The following is a 16,408-nucleotide window of genomic DNA, read 5'->3' as shown; positions in this document are numbered from 1 at the left end:
CTCGTTAAGCCACATCTCAGAGCACTTACGCTCTGGGCAAGAAACTTGACGAGCTTTGCAGATAATCAAAAAACCATCTGATGATAAAACTGAACTGCGGGATCAGCTGTGATTTGCTCCAGTCTTCGCTTTTCGACACCCCGGTAAAGGAGTCGAGAAAGAAGAGAATGGCAGCAACAATCAACACACCGCGCAACGCACCGAAACAGACGCCCAACACCCGATCGGTGCCTGACAACCCCGTTTTCTCCACCAACTGGCCTATCACGAAGTTCACGATAGCACCAACGATCAGGGTAGCGATAAACAGTACCGCGATGGCAATCCCATTTCGAACCAGTTCGTCTTCAAAGCCCGTAAACCAGACTGACAGGTAAGTGTAGTAATGACTGGCAACAAAGAAAGCACAACCCCATGTCACCAGCGATAACACTTCACGAACAAAGCCGCGGATCAGGCTAACCAGAGAGGAAAAAGCAATCACCGCGATTATGGCGTAATCAATCCAGACCATATGTGTCCCACGATTTTACGCCCTGTCATCCTGTTCGGGGCGCATTCTAACAGAAAAAGAAAACGTTTGCGTAGGGATTTCCTTCCCGCGCATCAATAAAAATGGCGCTGAAAAAATATTCAACGCCATCGACTTTTTATGCCTTTGCGGCATCGGGCAATGCGTGTCGGATGCCGCATGAACGCCTTATCCGACCTACAGTTCTGCTCCAGCACAGGCCTGATAAGACGCGCTGGCGTCACATCAGGCAACGGCTGTCGGATGCGGCGTGAACGCCTTATCCGACCTACGGTTCTACCCCTGCACAGGCCTGATAAGACGCGCTGGCGTCACATCAGGCAACGGCTGTCGGATGCAGCGTGAACGCCTTATCCGACCTACGGTTCTACTCCTGCGTAGGCCTGATAAGACGCGCTAGCGTCGCATCAGGCAACGGCTGTCGGATGCAGCGTGAACGCCTTATCCGACCTACTGTTCTACCCCTGCACAGGCCTGATAAGATGCGCCAGCGTCGCATCAGGCAAGACCGTATTAATTCGGTGTATAGCCCATTACCACGCCACTTAAGCCAGAAAGCTGCTTGAGCTCACCCAGCGATCCTTTCAGCTTATCTTTCGAGGCATCTGGCCCAACCAGAATACGGGTAATTTTACCCTGCACTGGCGTGGATGGCGACGTATAAACCCGATAACCGGCACCGCGCAGCTTACCGACAATCTCATTCACTTTATCGGCATTTTTCAGCGCGCCCAGTTGCACAACATAGGCTTTACCCGTTGGCGCTGCTTTTTCTTCCACGACCGGCTTCGGTTCTGGCTTCGGCGCAGGTGGTGCTTCAACCTTCGGCTTAGGCGGCTCCACCGGTTTCGGCTTCGGTGGGACGACCGGTGCAGGTTCCGGTTCAAACTCGGTGTTATTGGCTGCAATAGTGGCCGGATCGAGCGACGGTGCTGCGGCATCACCTGCCCGTACCTCTTCCGCTGCGCCTTCCGGCGGCTGCGTCGGCAACGCCTGGGTGGCGGCTGGCATCATATCAGGCTCATCGCGATCGCCCGCTTTTGGCACCAGCGGGATAGCCGCGAACTCATCCTGATAATGTTTTTTCTGCCCGTCCAGCAGCCCTGGAAGTACAATCACCCCCAGCGCTACCAGCACGATCGTGCCCACTAACCGATTCTGAAACTTACTTGCCACCGCTTCTCCTCGCGTCAATCACTTCCATGACATGTGCGACCGTGTGGAACGAACCACACACCAGCACGGTGTCTTCCGCTTTAGCGTCCGCCATTGCGGCATCCCATGCCTGCGCAACGCTATCAAATGATTTGCCGTTACCCAAATGCTCAAGCAGTTGTTCTGCCGTGGCACCGCGCGGCCCTTCCAGTGGCGCACAATACCAGTCATCAACCACGCTTTTCAACCAGGCCAGAGTTCCGGCAATATCTTTATCATGTAGCATACCGATAACCGCCAGCACGCGCCCGTTTTTCGGTAGCGCTTTCATACGCCCGGTGAGATATTCCGCCGCATGTGGATTATGCGCGACATCAAAAATAACGCGTGGCGACTCGCTCACAATCTGGAAACGTCCCGGCAAAATTGCGCTGGCAATCCCGTCGCGAATGGCATTTTCACTGACCTCCAGCCCGCTGGCACGCAGTGCCGCCAGCGCCGTTGCGGCATTCGGTTGCGGGACAAGCGGCAACGGCAGATTTTCCAGCGTGCCGTGAGCATCGCTAAACGTCCAGTCATGATCGGTGACGGAATAGTTCCACTCAACGCCCCGACGTTGTAGCAGTGCACCTTTTTCCTGCGCCACATCAGCAATGGTAGAAGGCATCTCCGGCTCACCGACAATTGCCGGTTTTTCGCTGCGAAAGATACCTGCTTTCTCGCGACCAATACTTTCACGATCTGGCCCCAGCCAGTCGGTATGATCCAGCGCAATACTGGTTACTACCGCGACATCGGCATCGACAATATTGGTTGCGTCCAGACGACCGCCCAGCCCTACTTCCAGAATCACTACGTCAAGTTGTGCCTGCTTGAACAGCCACAACGCCGAGAGCGTACCGTACTCGAAATAGGTCAGGGAAATATCACCGCGTGCCGATTCAATCTCCGCAAAAGAAGCGGTGTGGGCCGATTCCGGCAATTCCTGACCCTGCACACGTACGCGCTCGGTATAACGCACCAGATGCGGCGAACTGTAGACGCCCACTTTGTACCCTGCCGCCATCAGAATCGACTCCAGCGTACGGCAGGTGGTGCCTTTGCCATTAGTACCCGCAACGGTAAACACAAATGGCGCTGGTTTCAGAACGCCAAGACGCGCCGCGACCTGGCTCACGCGCTCAAGGCCGAGATCGATAGTTTTACTGTGCAGGTTTTCCAGATAAGAAAGCCACGAAGCCAGAGGCGACGCGGCTTGAGGAGTGCGTTTGATAATCATGGTATCCGCTGATTCGTTACGGTGAGAATAGCAAAAGGGCAGAGCCAGTGGCCCTGCCCTTATCAGTTATCAGGCCTCAGGTTCCTGATCCGGTACCGGTGGCACCACTACGCCTTCACGCGGCGCTTCAGGATTCGGCGCTGGCAGATTCATCAACTTCGCCAGAATGCTCGCCAGTTTCAGGCGCATTTCCGGACGACGGACGATCATGTCGATCGCGCCCTTCTCGATCAGGAATTCACTGCGCTGGAATCCTGGCGGCAGTTTTTCGCGAACGGTCTGTTCGATAACTCGCGGACCGGCAAAGCCAATTAACGCTTTCGGTTCAGCGATGTTGAGATCGCCCAGCATGGCGAAACTTGCAGAAACACCGCCCATGGTCGGGTCGGTCAGCACGGAGATGTACGGCAAGCCGCGCTCCTGCATTTTTGCCAGTGCCGCAGAGGTTTTCGCCATCTGCATCAGCGACATCAGTGCTTCCTGCATACGTGCGCCACCAGAGGCGGAGAAGCAGATCAGTGGGCAGTTATCTTCCAGCGCCTGCTCAACGGCACGCACGAAACGCGCACCTACCACAGATCCCATGGAACCGCCCATAAAGGCGAACTCGAATGCCGCAGCGACAACCGGCATTCCATACAGAGTGCCTTTCATCACCACCAGCGCATCTTTTTCGCCGGTTTCTTTCTGCGCAGATGCCAGACGGTCTTTATACTTCTTGGAGTCACGAAACTTCAGCACATCTTTCGGCTCAAGCTCGCTACCCAGCTCCACAAGGCTTCCTTCATCTAACAGGCTATGCAGGCGATTACGCGCTGTCATACGCATGTGATGGTCACACTTCGGACAGACCTCAAGATTACGTTCCAGCTCAGCGCGGTATAAAACCTGACCGCAGCTATCACACTTAGTCCACACCCCTTCAGGAATGCTCGCCTTGCGGGTGGGAGTAATGTTGCTTTTAATTCGTTCAATCCAGCTCATTAGGGACCTTTCTGTCTGAACCTGGTTCGATGCCAGTTTTATCTTTGGGGACGCATAATGCCATTTTTGCCCCCAACAGACCATGAATGTTGCACATTAAAACATAACAGCCCGAAACTTTGGATAAAAAAGTGGTCGAACCGCAGAGTTACTTTTTATTTTGCGGCGCGTGCCGCTGCGCGTTTGTGGCGAATAAATTCGAAAACACCTGGCAATATTGAAACAAAAATAATGCCAACAATCATCAGTTTAAGGTTGCTCTGAATGAAGGGGAGCGTGCCGAAGAAATAGCCTGCGTAGGTAAAAAGCAGTACCCACAACAGTGCGCCAATCACGTTATAAGCGGCGAAATGACGGTACGACATGTGGCCCATTCCCGCAACAAACGGGGCGAACGTTCTGACGATCGGCACAAAACGGGCGAGAATAATCGTTTTGCCGCCATGTTTCTCATAAAACTGATGGGTTTTGTCGAGATAACTGCGACGGAAAATTTTCGAATTGGGATTACTGAATAACTTTTCACCGAACAACCGCCCGATAGTGTAATTGACCGCGTCACCCACAATCGCGGCGATCAGCATCAGCACCACCATCATATGGACGTTGAGATCGTTGGTCTCCAGTGATGCCAACGCTCCGGCAACAAACAGCAATGAATCACCCGGTAAAAACGGCGTTACCACCAGACCGGTTTCACAGAACAAAATTAAGAACAAAATGGCATAAACCCAGACGCCGTACTCCGCGACCAGCTCTGCCAGATGCACGTCAATGTGCAGGATAAAATCGATGAGGAAATAAATCAGGTCCATATTTGCCTATGCCTTGTACTCGTCATCTATCAGGCTGTAACTACGTTGGCTACAGCCTGAAATGTTCCGAGCATTATTCTCGTTAGTCCGCCAGAAATAGCGGGCCCATTGGCGGTTTTGGAAGATCATATCGGTCAGGGTAATCCACCGCGACCAGATATAGCCCTTCCGCTTTTGCCGTTGCTGCCGCCAGCGTTCTGTCCTTTGCCGCCAGCAACTCTGCTATCCAGCTCTCCGGCTGGTTGTGGGCACCGACTTCCATCAGGCTGCCGACAATATTCCTGACCATATGATGTACAAAGGCATTCGCTTTGATATCTACCACCACATAAGGACCGTGACGCGTGACATTAATATGCATAACGTTGCGCCACGGGGTCCGGGACTGACACTGCACCGCACGGAACGAGGTGAAATCATTCTCGCCCAGCAAGCATTGCGCAGCCCGATGCATCCGTTCAGCGTCCAGCGGCTCGTAAAAATGGGTTACTCCTTTACTCAGTACCGCCGGGCGCAGCCGATGATTGTAGATGATGTAGCGATAACGGCGAGCCGTGGCGCTAAATCGGGCATGAAAATCATCAGGTACAGCTTTAACCCAACGCACGGCGATGTCACCAGGTAAATTCGCATTTACGCCTAACGTCCACGCAGCGTCTTTGCGCTGCGCGGTCGTTTCGAAATGCACCACCTGCCCGGTACCGTGTACCCCTGCGTCAGTACGCCCGGCGCAGAAGACGGTGATGGGTTCGTTCGCCACCTGGGAGAGCGCCTTTTCCAGCTTCTCCTGCACACTGCGGACTTCATTCTGCCGTTGCCAGCCGTAATACCTACTGCCGTCGTACTCAATGCCCAGCGCAATTTTATAAACTGGCGGTTGTTGCTGGTCGGACATTAGTACAGATACTCCTGCACCAGTTTCTCGGCGATTTTTACTGCCATCAGCGCGCCGCCAAAGCGAACGTTATCGGCCACCGACCAGAACTGGACTTGCTCCGGCATACCGTAGTCATTACGTACGCAGCCAACAGAAAGATGCGGACTACCAGAAGCATCTCCTACCTGAGTCGGGAATTCGTTCTCTTCAGAGAGCACAATATCTTCGCCCTGAGCAAACGCATCACGCGCTTCTTCTGCCGCCAGCGGACGCAGTGCTTCAAAGTTGACCATCTGGGCATGACCGTAGAATACCGGTGCCTGGACGACGCTTGCCGAAATCATCAGCCCTTCGTCCTGCAGGATTTTGCGTACTTCGTCAACGATACGACGTTCTTCACGCACGCTACCTTCGCTATCCGGCAGTAACGGCAGCATGTTGAACGCCAGCTGACGCCCGAAGAAATCTTCTTCGTCAATCGGAATGCCATTGAGTAATTTAGCACTCTGCCCCGCTAACGCATCGACCGCTTTTTTACCCTGGGCGGAGGCTGAAATCAGGCTGGTAACGCTGATACGCGACAAACCGCCCTGATCGATTAACGGTTTCAGTGCCGCCAGCAGTTGGCTGGTCAGACTGTCTGGTACGGCGATGACATTCCGGTTGCGGTAATCGGTCAGTACAAACGGGTTTACTTCCGGCACCACCAGCGGTACGTCGGGTTCGAGAGCAAACAATCCGCTGCTGTCGATCACCAGACAACCTGAGTTGGTTGCTTCTTCAACCCAGGTAGCGGTAGCTTCTTTGCCTGCGACAAAAAACGCCAGCTGCGCCTGCGTCCAGTCGAATTCAGCGGCATCCTGCACGGTGATTGTCTTACCACCAAAGCGCAGTTGTTCGCCTGCGCTTTCGTTACGTGCCAGTGCATAAATTTCCCCAACCGGGAACTGACGTTCAGCCAGCGTTTCAAGCAGGGCTTCGCCCACAGCGCCAGTTGCGCCCAGGACGGCAATGTTCCAGCCTTCAGACATGGTGGTTTACTCCAGAAATAGCAAAGCTCCCTGCCAATGTTACAGCAGAGAGCATGAAGAAGAGATTAACGTGCCGGATGATGAACGGCGTTAAAACCCAGTTTACACAGCAATGATGCCGCACTGGCGTCATCACAAATCACATACAGAGATGACCATTCACGGCGCTCAAGATAGTTTTTGCGCAGTTTATCGAACTCACCCGGTATCCCGGCGACTTTACGCAGCGGTGCGTCATCGCGGCGCACATCATACACCAAATGCACCAGCCTTTTCAGCGTCGGTTGATCGAGCGGGCCATGCAGCGTAATGCGACCAAACTCTGGCGCGGGCAGTAATGTATCCAGCGCAACGTGCTGTTCATGCCCAATAAACTTGCTATAAGCTTCAAACACTTGCGTAGTACCGCGTGCTTTACCTTCCAGGGTATAGCCTGCGATATGCGGCGTGCCGATATCCACTTTTTTCAGCAATTCCACGTTAAGTTCCGGTTCGCCTTCCCAGACATCCAGCACTACGCTTAACTTCTGGCCTTCGCTCAGGCAGGTCAGCAGGGCGGTATTATCGACGACTGCGCCACGGCAGGCGTTAATCAGGATCGCTCCCGGTTTCAGGCTGCGGATCAGTTTTTCATCCGCCAGATGCAGCGTTTTGTACGGACCATCTTTAAAGAGTGGCGTATGGAAAGTCAGAATATCCGCATGCTGGACTAACTCATCCAGCGAGCGGAAATCACCCTCATCCCCACGGTCGGCGCGGGGCGGATCGCAAAGTAAGGTTTTGATCCCTAACGCTTCCAGTCGCGCCTGTAAACGACGACCAACGTTACCAACGCCAACGATCCCCACGGTACGCTCGTGCAGTGAAAATCCATCGCGTTCGGCAAGCATCAGCAGGGAGGAGAAAACATATTCCACTACCGCAATCGCATTACAGCCAGGTGCAGCGGAAAAACCAATTCCCGCCTGCTTTAACCAGGCTTCATCGACATGGTCGGTCCCCGCGGTGGCAGTGCCAACAAATTTAATGGGTTTTCCTGCCAGCAAAGATTCATTCACTTTCGTGACCGAACGCACCATAAGCGCATCCGCGTCTGCCAGTTGAGCGACGGGAATTGGACGCCCGGGAACCGCGGTCACCTCACCCAAACGGCTAAATAAGTCGCGGGCATAAGGCATATTTTCATCAACAAGGATTTTCACGTTTGTGTTACCTGTATGAGACGAGAGTTAACCAGACAAGTGTGCCATAATCTCGCGGCCAGGCATACTTGCGAAGATTTCAGGTATAAGGATACGTAATGATACAACCTATTTCCGGCCCTCCTCCTGGGCAACCACCAGGTCAGGGAGATAACCTGCCGTCTGGCGCGGGCAATCAGCCTTTATCCAGTCAGCAACGTACTTCGCTGGAAAGCTTAATGACGAAAGTGACCTCACTGACGCAACAACAAAGAGCAGAACTGTGGGCGGGTATCAGGCACGATATTGGTCTGTCGGGAGATTCACCGCTGCTTTCGCGTCACTTCCCTGCCGCTGAGCATAATCTGGCGCAACGTCTGTTGGCCGCGCAAAAAAGCCATTCTGCCCGCCAGCTTTTAGCGCAATTAGGGGAGTATTTACGTCTGGGGAATAATCGTCAGGCGGTCACGGATTATATCCGTCATAACTTTGGTCAGACGCCGCTGAATCAGCTCTCACCGGAGCAATTAAAAACCATTCTCACCCTGTTGCAGGAAGGGAAGATGGTTATTCCGCAACCACAGCAGCGCGAGGCGACCGACCGTCCTTTATTACCGGCGGAGCACAATGCGCTCAAACAGCTGGTGACCAAACTTGCGGCAGCAACGGGGGAACCCAGCAAACAGATCTGGCAATCGATGCTGGAACTTTCCGGGGTGAAAGATGGCGAGTTAATTCCAGCGAAACTGTTTAACCATCTGGTGACCTGGCTACAGGCGCGTCAGACGCTAAGCCAGCAAAATACGCCGACACTGGAATCACTACAGATGGCGCTAAAACAACCTTTAGATGCCAGTGAACTGGCGGCGTTATCGGCATATATCCAGCAAAAATATGGCCTTTCTGCGCAATCATCGCTTTCTTCTGCCCAGGCCGAGGATATTCTTAACCAGCTTTATCAACGGCGGGTTAAAGGGATTGAGCCGCGTGATATGCAACCGCTGCTTAATCCTTTTCCACCGATGATGGACACGTTGCAAAATATGGCAACGCGTCCCGCGCTGTGGATACTGTTAGTCGCGATTATCCTGATTCTGGTCTGGCTGGTTCGTTAACCCCGACGAAACGACAGTATCGTGACAATAATTCCCAGCACCGCAGAGATCGCCCCGGCAAGAAATACCGAAGAGTAACCAAACGTGGTCGCCAGCATTCCCGCAAGCGGCCCGGAGACGCCGAGGGCGATATCCTGAAACGCGGCGTAACCGCCCAGTGCGGTGCCGCGAACGTGTGAGGGGACGCGTTTAACCACCTCCACGCCCAGCGCAGGAAAGATAAGCGAACATCCGGCTCCAGTTAATGCCGCGCCTGCTAATGCGACCCACGCCCCTGGGGCTTGCCAGAGCAGCAACAAGCCCACCGTTTCTACAAGCAGAGAGACGATCGCCACTTTCACGCCGCCAAAACGGTCCGGCATCCAGCCAAACATGACGCGCATCACGACAAATGCGCCGCCAAACGCGGTAAGAGTAAAGCCCGCCATCGCCCATCCTTTGCTGGCAAAGTAGAGCGAAACGAAAGTCCCGATAACCGCAAAACCAACGCCTTGTAGTGCCAGACCTAACCCTGGTTTCCAGATAAGCCCGACAACGCTCCACAGCGATGGACGTTCCCCCGCCAGGGCCGGTACTTTGCGCACTGTGCCGTTACAGGCCCACGCCAATAAGGGTAATGCCATTGTGGTGAGCGCCAATGCGGCAAAACCGTAATGGCTATGAATCAACAGGCCAAGCGGCGCACCAACAGCGAGGGCACCGTAAATAGCCATTCCGTTCCATGACATCACTTTGCCGGAATGTTTTGGCCCAACGATGCCTAATCCCCAGGTCAGAGCGCCCGTCAGTAACTGGCTTTCACCAAAGCCAAGAATCAAACGCCCGACGACCAACAGAGCAAATTTGAACGGTGCGGGGACGGGCAAAATCGCCGCCAGCAGTAACGCGCCCCCCGCCAGACCACAAGCTAACATCCCCTGAAGCGCCGAACGTTTTGCGCCATATTGATCGGCCAGTCGCCCGGCGTAACCACGCGTCAGCACCGTAGCCAGAAACTGAATCCCGACGGCAATGCCGACCATAGTGTTGCCATAGCCCAGTTCATGATGAACAAACAGCGGGATAACCGGCAACGGTAAACCTACGGTCATGTAGGTGAGAAAAACCGCAAAAGCGATGCGGAAGAGCGAAAAATTGGCAGAAGATCGTGTTTCGGTTTGGCTTACAGCAGTCATGCATTACTCCAGAATGCAGCGCAAGGCGAGGAGTATCCCCGTCTCATCTCTCTGGTTTCAGGGTTACGGTGCGTTGGCAGGAATTAACGCGTACGTCTTTTCAGAAGGAAATCGACAAAGCGGGAAGTTTGCCTGGTACAGGCGGCGATTGTCAATGATGTGAAAAAGGGAACCATAGGGTTCCCTTATTCTTTAGTACCGGAGGCAGCATTGCCGCATATCGTCGGATGCGACGCTGACGCGTCCTATCCGACCTACTCCGAATTAATCTTTCAGCTTGCGCATTACCAGCGTGGCGTTAGTGCCGCCGAAGCCGAAGCTGTTAGACATAACTGTGGTCAGTTCGCGATCGGTCGTTTCGGTCACGATGTTCAGACCCGCAGCCTGCTCGTCCAGCTCTTCAATGTTGATGCTCGGGGCGATAAAACCGTGTTCCAGCATCAGCAGAGAGTAGATAGCTTCCTGTACGCCAGCAGCGCCCAGTGAGTGACCGGTCATTGCTTTGGTTGCAGAAATCGCCGGGCTCTTATCGCCGAACACTTCACGGATAGCTGCCAGTTCTTTCACGTCGCCAACCGGAGTCGAAGTACCATGAGAGTTCAGGTAGTCGATTGGGGTATCAACACCGTGCATCGCCATCTTCATGCAGCGCACTGCGCCTTCGCCAGACGGAGCAACCATGTCTGCGCCATCAGAGGTTGCGCCGTAGCCAACGATTTCAGCATAGATGTGAGCACCACGCGCCAGCGCGTGTTCCAGCTCTTCAACCACTACCATACCGCCACCGCCAGCGATAACGAAACCGTCACGGTGAGCGTCGTAAGTACGGGAGGCTTTTTCCGGGGTGTCGTTGTATTTAGTAGACAGCGCACCCATCGCGTCGAATTCGCAAGCCATTTCCCAGCACAGCTCTTCGCCGCCGCCAGCAAACACGATGTCCTGTTTGCCCAGTTGGATCTGCTCTACTGCGTTACCGATACAGTGTGCGGAAGTCGCACACGCGGAGCTGATGGAGTAGTTAACGCCGTGAATTTTAAACGGCGTGGCGAGGCAGGCAGAAACGCCGGATGCCATCGCTTTGGTGACCACATACGGGCCAACCGCTTTCAGGCCGCGCGGGCCGCGCATTGCGTCAGCGCCGAAAACCTGGAAACGCGGGGAACCGCCGCCGGAACCTGCAATCAGGCCAACGCGCGGGTTATTCTGGTAAGCTTCCGGGGAGAGGCCAGCATCTGCAATTGCCTGCTCCATAGAAAGGAATGCATAAATGGATGCGTCGCTCATAAAGCGCACAACTTTGCGGTCAATGAGGCCAGTGGTATCCAGTTTTACGTTGCCCCAGACGTGGCTACGCATGCCGGAATCCTTCAGCTCCTGAGAGAAAGTGATCCCTGAACGTCCTTCACGCAGAGATGCCAGGACTTCCTGCTGGTTATTACCGATGCTGGAAACAATGCCCAGGCCAGTAATCACTGCACGTTTCATTCAATACCTCTGTAAGTCGCACATAGAGTAAGTTTCGAATGCACAATAGCGTACACTTGTACGCCGAACAAGTCCGATCAGCCAATTAATAGAGAAATTTGCGCAGCCTGACACACATCGCTAAGATCGAGCCACCGCCTGTAAGACGAGTAACTTACGTGAAACACTACTCCATACAACCTGCCAACCTCGAATTTAATGCTGAGGGTACACCTGTTTCCCGAGATTTTGACGATGTCTATTTTTCCAACGATAACGGACTGGAAGAGACGCGTTATGTTTTTCTCGGGGGTAACCATCTAGAGGCACGTTTTCCTGAACATCCACATCCTCTGTTTGTGGTAGCAGAGAGCGGCTTCGGCACCGGATTAAACTTCCTGACGCTATGGCAGGCATTTGATCAGTTTCGCGAAGCACATCCGCAAGCGCAATTACAACGCTTACATTTCATTAGTTTTGAGAAATTTCCCCTCACCCGTGCGGATTTAGCGCTGGCGCATCAACACTGGCCGGAGCTGGCCCCGTGGGCGGAACAGCTTCAGGCGCAGTGGCCTTTGCCCCTGCCCGGTTGCCATCGTTTATTGCTCGATGAAGGCCGCATAACGCTGGATTTATGGTTTGGCGATATAAACGAACTGACCAGCCAACTGGACGATTCGCTAAATCAAAAAGTAGATGCCTGGTTTCTGGACGGCTTTGCGCCAGCGAAAAACCCGGATATGTGGACGCAAAATCTGTTTAACGCCATGGCCCGACTGGCGCGTCCGGGCAGCACGCTGGCGACCTTTACGTCTGCCGGTTTTGTCCGTCGCGGTTTGCAGGAAGCCGGATTCACTATGCAAAAACGTAAGGGCTTTGGGCGCAAACGGGAAATGCTTTGTGGGGTGATGGAACAGACATTACCCCTCCCCTGCTCCACGCCGTGGTTTAACCGTACGGGCAGCAACAAACAGGAAGCGGCAATTATTGGAGGCGGTATTGCCAGCGCGTTGTTGTCGCTGGCGCTATTGCGTCGCGGCTGGCAGGTAACGCTTTATTGCGCGGATGAGGCTCCCGCACTGGGTGCTTCCGGCAATCGCCAGGGGGCGTTGTATCCGTTATTAAGCAAACACGATGAAGCGCTAAACCGTTTTTTCTCTAATGCGTTTACTTTTGCTCGTCGGTTTTACGATTTATTGCCCGTTAAATTTGATCATGACTGGTGCGGCGTCACGCAGTTAGGCTGGGATGAGAAAAGCCAGCATAAAATCGCACAGATGTTGTCGATGGATTTACCCGCAGAACTGGCTGTAGCCGTTGAGGCAAATGCGGTTGAACAAATTACGGGCGTTGCGACAAATTGCAGCGGCATTACTTATCCGCAAGGTGGCTGGCTGTGTCCAGCAGAACTGACCCGTAATGTGCTGAAACTGGCGCAACAGCAGGGTTTGCAGATTCATTATCAATATCAGTTACAGGATTTATCCCGTAAGGATGACGGTTGGTTGTTGAATTTTGCAGGAGATCAGCAAGCAACACACAGTGTAGTGGTACTGGCGAACGGGCATCAAATCAGCCGTTTCAGCCAAACGTCATCTCTGCCAGTATATTCGGTGGCCGGTCAAGTCAGCCATATTCCGACAACGCCGGAACTGGCGGAGCTGAAGCAGGTGCTGTGCTATGACGGTTATCTCACGCCACAAAATACGGCGAATCAGCACCATTGTATTGGTGCCAGTTATCATCGCGGCAGCGAAGAGACGGCGTACAGTGATGAAGATCAGCAGCAGAATCGCCAGCGGTTGATTGATTGTTTCCCACACGCGCAATGGGCAAAAGAGGTTGATGTCAGTGGTAAAGAGGCGCGCTGCGGTGTGCGTTGTGCCACTCGCGATCATCTGCCAATGGTAGGCAACGTGCCTGATTATGACGCTACACTCGTGGAATATGCGTCGCTGGCGGAGAAGAAAGATGAAGCGGTAAGCGCGCCGGTTTATGACGATCTCTTTATGTTTGCTGCTTTAGGTTCGCGCGGTTTGTGTTCTGCCCCGCTGTGTGCCGAGATTCTGGCAGCACAGATGAGTGAAGAACCGATTCCGATGGATGCCAGTACGCTGGCGGCGTTAAATCCGAATAGGTTATGGGTGCGGAAGTTGTTGAAAGGTAAAGCGGTTAAGGCGGGGTAATCTGCTTTGGCATTGTTTGTCGGATGCGGCGTAAACGCCTTATCCGACCTACGCGTTACCTGTAGGCCTGATAAGACGCGATAAGCGTCGCATCAGGCATGGTGCTCCAGATGTCACAACTTACTGCTGTGAGGCCTGCTGAAACAGGTGTTCCCACATATCGGTAACCAGCGCCTGGTCACGCGGTGACAATTCACCCGCGCCAATGGCTTTTTCCAGACTCTGGCTAACGGTTGTATGTACCGCCTGAGCGGAGTGGTCGTCACCACTTTCCAGTTCTGCGATGGCTAATGTCAGGTGGCCACGCAAATACCCACTGGCAAATAACTCATCATCACTGGCATGGTCAACCATACCGTCGATTAATGCCAGAATGCGTGATTCAAACTCCGCGATCATCTTCTTTCCTCATTGTAAAACGTGGCGCTGGCTTCAGCTGAGCGCTTCCGGCCACGGGAATTGTTCCGCCGTAAGTTCCGGCGTGTAATAATAATTTTGTAGTGCTTTAATGAAGCGTGCCGGACGTTCGGGAATGCCGTTTGCCAGATAATCCATCACCTGCGCATGTACCCGCCGTTGAAACACCACGCGGTCCGGTTCGAAATCCCCTTCCAGATTGTCGCAGCTAACATTAAACGGATATCCCGCCGCCACGCAGAACAACCAGTCCAGCGCCTGCGGCTTCACTTCAACATCTTCAAACTGACTTTGCGTCTGGGCATCGCGTCCGTCCGGGCAATACCAGTAACCGAAATCAACCAGCTCACGGCGCGCTTTCCCGGCAATACACCAGTGCGAAATCTCGTGGATGGCGCTGGCATAAAAGCCATGAGCGAAGACGATTCTGTTATACGGTACTTCCGCATCAGCAGGAAGATAGATCGGTTCGTCGTCGCCTTTAATCAGACGGGTATTAAATTCATCGGCAAAGCAGCTATTAAAAATCTCAATCAACTGCTCATAGTGGTGTGTACTGTTCATTAGTTCATCCCCAACCAGTGGAGGATCTCCTGTCCATGGCTATCGTAAAGTAATTTGGCACTCATCACCGCCGAGACGATAACGATCATCGGGCGGATCAGCTTTTGTCCTTTGCTCAACACCAGTCTTGAACCCATGCGCGCGCCGAGGAACTGCCCCACCAGCATCACAAAGCCCGTCGCCCAAATCACTTTGCCGCCGAGAATAAACAGCAGCAGACCGCCAATGTTTGACGTTGCGTTAAGTAATTTGGCGTGAGCAGTGGCTTTGGCGAGGTTGAATCCGCACAGCGTAACGAAGGCCAGCGCGTAAAACGATCCGGCAGCCGGGCCAAAGAATCCATCGTAAAAACCGACGCAGCCCCCCGCCACCAGCGCAAATGGCAGTCCATACATCCGACGCTGGCGATCTTCTTCTCCCAGTTTGGGCATCAGTAAGAAATAGAGGCCGATACAAATTACGAGGATCGGTAAAATCTGCCGTAAGACATCAGCCTGAACGTATTGCACCAGCAGTGCGCCACTCATTGAGCCGACAAAAGTCATGGCGATATTGAGTTTTTGATCGCTTAAACTAACCACTTTACGGCGAATAAAGTAGATAGTGGCGGAAATAGAGCCACCACAGGCTTGCAGTTTATTGGTTGCCAGCGCGTTAGCAGGAGACATCCCCGCCGCCATCAATGCCGGAATGGTGAGTAACCCACCGCCACCGGCAATCGAGTCGATAAATCCCGCCAGCATGGCGACAAAAAAGAGAACTCCCAGCAGCAGCGGGGAAACCATAAACAGGCTATTAAACGTTTCCATTAGATCACGTGCTCATCCAGTAGCGCCTGGCAGGAAGGCGGCAACGGAGGCGGTGTCTTCTTCTCAGGCTTTGTTGTTCCCGGTTTTGGAGGTTCAAACCAGCTTTGCAGTTCTGCCCCGCAACCATCGCCTGGTGGCGGTAAAGGTTGATCCTCACACTCCAGACTATCGGCAGGACAACGTAATCGTACATGCATATGCGCGCGATGCTGGAACCAGGGTCGCACTTTGCGCAACCAGTCGCGATCGGTGCCCGCATCAAGACAAAGTTGTTGTTTAATCGCCGGATTAACAAAAATGCGCGTGACGTCTTTGTCCTGGGCGGCGAGTTTGATCAAGCTGAAAATTTCTGGCTTCCACAGCGCGGGGACAACGTGTTTACCGTCGCGGGAAACTAAGTCCAGAGCTTGCGGGCGCAAGAGCTGCGCGGAGGTCCAGCGTGTTTTTGGCAGTTGCAGGAAGATATCGACATCCAGTCCGGTCTGGTGGCTGGCGTGACCGCCGTTGAAACGACCACCAGCAGGCATCCCCATATCGCCAATCAGCACCGTACCCATGCCCAGATTGCTCACCTGGCGACTCAGACGCTGGATAAACATCACCAGATCCGGGTGCCCGAAATAGCGACGCTGATCGGTACGCATGACCTGATAATGTTCGGACTGTATCGGCAACGTGTCAGCACCGACGATACAGCCATTAGAAAAACTGCCTATCGATTGTGCGCTACCCGGCACAGGTTGGGTTATTTTTTGCCACGGCGTCGCTGCCAGGCTGGCGCTACTGGCAAGCAGAGCCAGCAGCGCAATCGCGGTTTTGTTCAT

Annotated in this window: 16 protein-coding genes; 2 read left to right on the top strand and 14 right to left on the bottom strand. The window is 53.7% G+C overall.

The window, feature by feature from the left end; translation table 11 throughout:
• Positions 1-25 precede the first annotated feature (25 nt).
• The 8 genes from cvpA to pdxB all read right to left on the bottom strand — a co-directional run bounded on the left by cvpA (position 26) and on the right by pdxB (position 7,875).
• Positions 26-514 (bottom strand): colicin V production protein, encoded by a 489-nt coding sequence (gene cvpA, locus EAS44_RS08750; RefSeq protein ID WP_000262115.1) that lies wholly within the window; start codon positions 512-514, stop codon positions 26-28.
• Between the two features lie 531 nt (positions 515-1,045).
• Positions 1,046-1,708, bottom strand: a complete 663-nt coding sequence (gene dedD / locus EAS44_RS08745) for a cell division protein DedD (RefSeq protein ID WP_000157003.1) — start codon at positions 1,706-1,708, stop codon at positions 1,046-1,048.
• A complete protein-coding gene (gene folC / locus EAS44_RS08740; RefSeq protein ID WP_000584582.1) occupies positions 1,698-2,966 on the bottom strand; it encodes a bifunctional tetrahydrofolate synthase/dihydrofolate synthase in 1,269 nt (422 codons plus the stop codon). The genes dedD and folC overlap by 11 nt, the downstream gene beginning before the upstream one ends.
• Before the next feature lie 69 nt (positions 2,967-3,035).
• Positions 3,036-3,950 carry an acetyl-CoA carboxylase, carboxyltransferase subunit beta gene (gene accD, locus EAS44_RS08735; protein WP_000118404.1) on the bottom strand — a complete coding sequence of 305 codons (915 nt, stop codon included), beginning with the start codon at positions 3,948-3,950 and terminating at the stop codon, positions 3,036-3,038.
• 155 nt (positions 3,951-4,105) lie between these two features.
• Positions 4,106-4,765 (bottom strand): DedA family protein, encoded by a 660-nt coding sequence (gene dedA, locus EAS44_RS08730; protein ID WP_000364337.1) that lies wholly within the window; start codon positions 4,763-4,765, stop codon positions 4,106-4,108.
• An 82-nt stretch (positions 4,766-4,847) separates the two neighbouring features.
• Positions 4,848-5,660: a tRNA pseudouridine(38-40) synthase TruA gene (gene truA, locus EAS44_RS08725; protein ID WP_001283598.1), complete on the bottom strand. Its 813-nt coding sequence runs from the start codon at positions 5,658-5,660 to the stop codon at positions 4,848-4,850.
• The gene (usg, locus tag EAS44_RS08720; protein WP_001289178.1) at positions 5,660-6,673 is read right to left on the bottom strand and encodes an aspartate-semialdehyde dehydrogenase; all 1,014 of its coding nucleotides are present in this window, start codon (positions 6,671-6,673) and stop codon (positions 5,660-5,662) included. The genes truA and usg overlap by 1 nt, the downstream gene beginning before the upstream one ends.
• 65 nt (positions 6,674-6,738) lie before the next feature.
• Positions 6,739-7,875 carry a 4-phosphoerythronate dehydrogenase PdxB gene (gene pdxB, locus EAS44_RS08715; protein WP_000699136.1) on the bottom strand — a complete coding sequence of 379 codons (1,137 nt, stop codon included), beginning with the start codon at positions 7,873-7,875 and terminating at the stop codon, positions 6,739-6,741.
• 98 nt (positions 7,876-7,973) lie between these two features.
• Here pdxB and flk point away from each other — a divergent pair, with 98 nt between their 5' ends.
• Complete coding sequence (gene flk / locus EAS44_RS08710) at positions 7,974-8,969, top strand: flagella biosynthesis regulator Flk (protein WP_000615815.1); 996 nt, start codon at positions 7,974-7,976, stop codon at positions 8,967-8,969.
• Here flk and yfcJ read toward each other — a convergent pair.
• Together yfcJ and fabB are read right to left on the bottom strand one after the other, a co-directional pair.
• Positions 8,966-10,144, bottom strand: coding sequence for an MFS transporter (gene yfcJ, locus EAS44_RS08705; RefSeq protein ID WP_000127769.1), 1,179 nt, complete (start codon positions 10,142-10,144; stop codon positions 8,966-8,968). The genes flk and yfcJ overlap by 4 nt on opposite strands.
• Before the next feature lie 264 nt (positions 10,145-10,408).
• Positions 10,409-11,629, bottom strand: a complete 1,221-nt coding sequence (gene fabB, locus EAS44_RS08700) for a beta-ketoacyl-ACP synthase I (protein WP_000817178.1) — start codon at positions 11,627-11,629, stop codon at positions 10,409-10,411.
• Positions 11,630-11,787: 158 nt separating this feature from the next.
• Between fabB and mnmC the strand changes: the two genes are divergently transcribed.
• Entirely contained in the window at positions 11,788-13,794 is a 2,007-nt protein-coding gene (gene mnmC / locus EAS44_RS08695) for a bifunctional tRNA (5-methylaminomethyl-2-thiouridine)(34)-methyltransferase MnmD/FAD-dependent 5-carboxymethylaminomethyl-2-thiouridine(34) oxidoreductase MnmC (protein ID WP_000683753.1), read from the top strand.
• Positions 13,795-13,914: 120 nt separating this feature from the next.
• Here mnmC and yfcL read toward each other — a convergent pair whose 3' ends face one another.
• Genes yfcL through mepA form a run of 4 tightly spaced genes read right to left on the bottom strand, consistent with a single transcriptional unit; the run spans position 13,915 to position 16,408 of the window.
• Positions 13,915-14,193: a YfcL family protein gene (gene yfcL, locus EAS44_RS08690; RefSeq protein ID WP_000559761.1), complete on the bottom strand. Its 279-nt coding sequence runs from the start codon at positions 14,191-14,193 to the stop codon at positions 13,915-13,917.
• Positions 14,194-14,226: 33 nt separating this feature from the next.
• The gene (gene epmC, locus EAS44_RS08685) at positions 14,227-14,775 is read right to left on the bottom strand and encodes an elongation factor P hydroxylase (protein WP_001089237.1); all 549 of its coding nucleotides are present in this window, start codon (positions 14,773-14,775) and stop codon (positions 14,227-14,229) included.
• Positions 14,775-15,584 (bottom strand): sulfite exporter TauE/SafE family protein, encoded by an 810-nt coding sequence (gene yfcA, locus EAS44_RS08680; RefSeq protein WP_000447366.1) that lies wholly within the window; start codon positions 15,582-15,584, stop codon positions 14,775-14,777. Before yfcA ends, epmC begins: the two co-directional genes overlap by 1 nt.
• Entirely contained in the window at positions 15,584-16,408 is an 825-nt protein-coding gene (gene mepA / locus EAS44_RS08675) for a penicillin-insensitive murein endopeptidase (RefSeq protein WP_001043802.1), read from the bottom strand. The genes yfcA and mepA overlap by 1 nt, the downstream gene beginning before the upstream one ends.

This window comes from Escherichia coli DSM 30083 = JCM 1649 = ATCC 11775, assembly GCF_003697165.2.
GTDB classification, from domain to species: Bacteria; Pseudomonadota; Gammaproteobacteria; order Enterobacterales; family Enterobacteriaceae; genus Escherichia; species Escherichia coli.
This window is presented reverse-complemented; position numbering and strand designations above follow the sequence as displayed.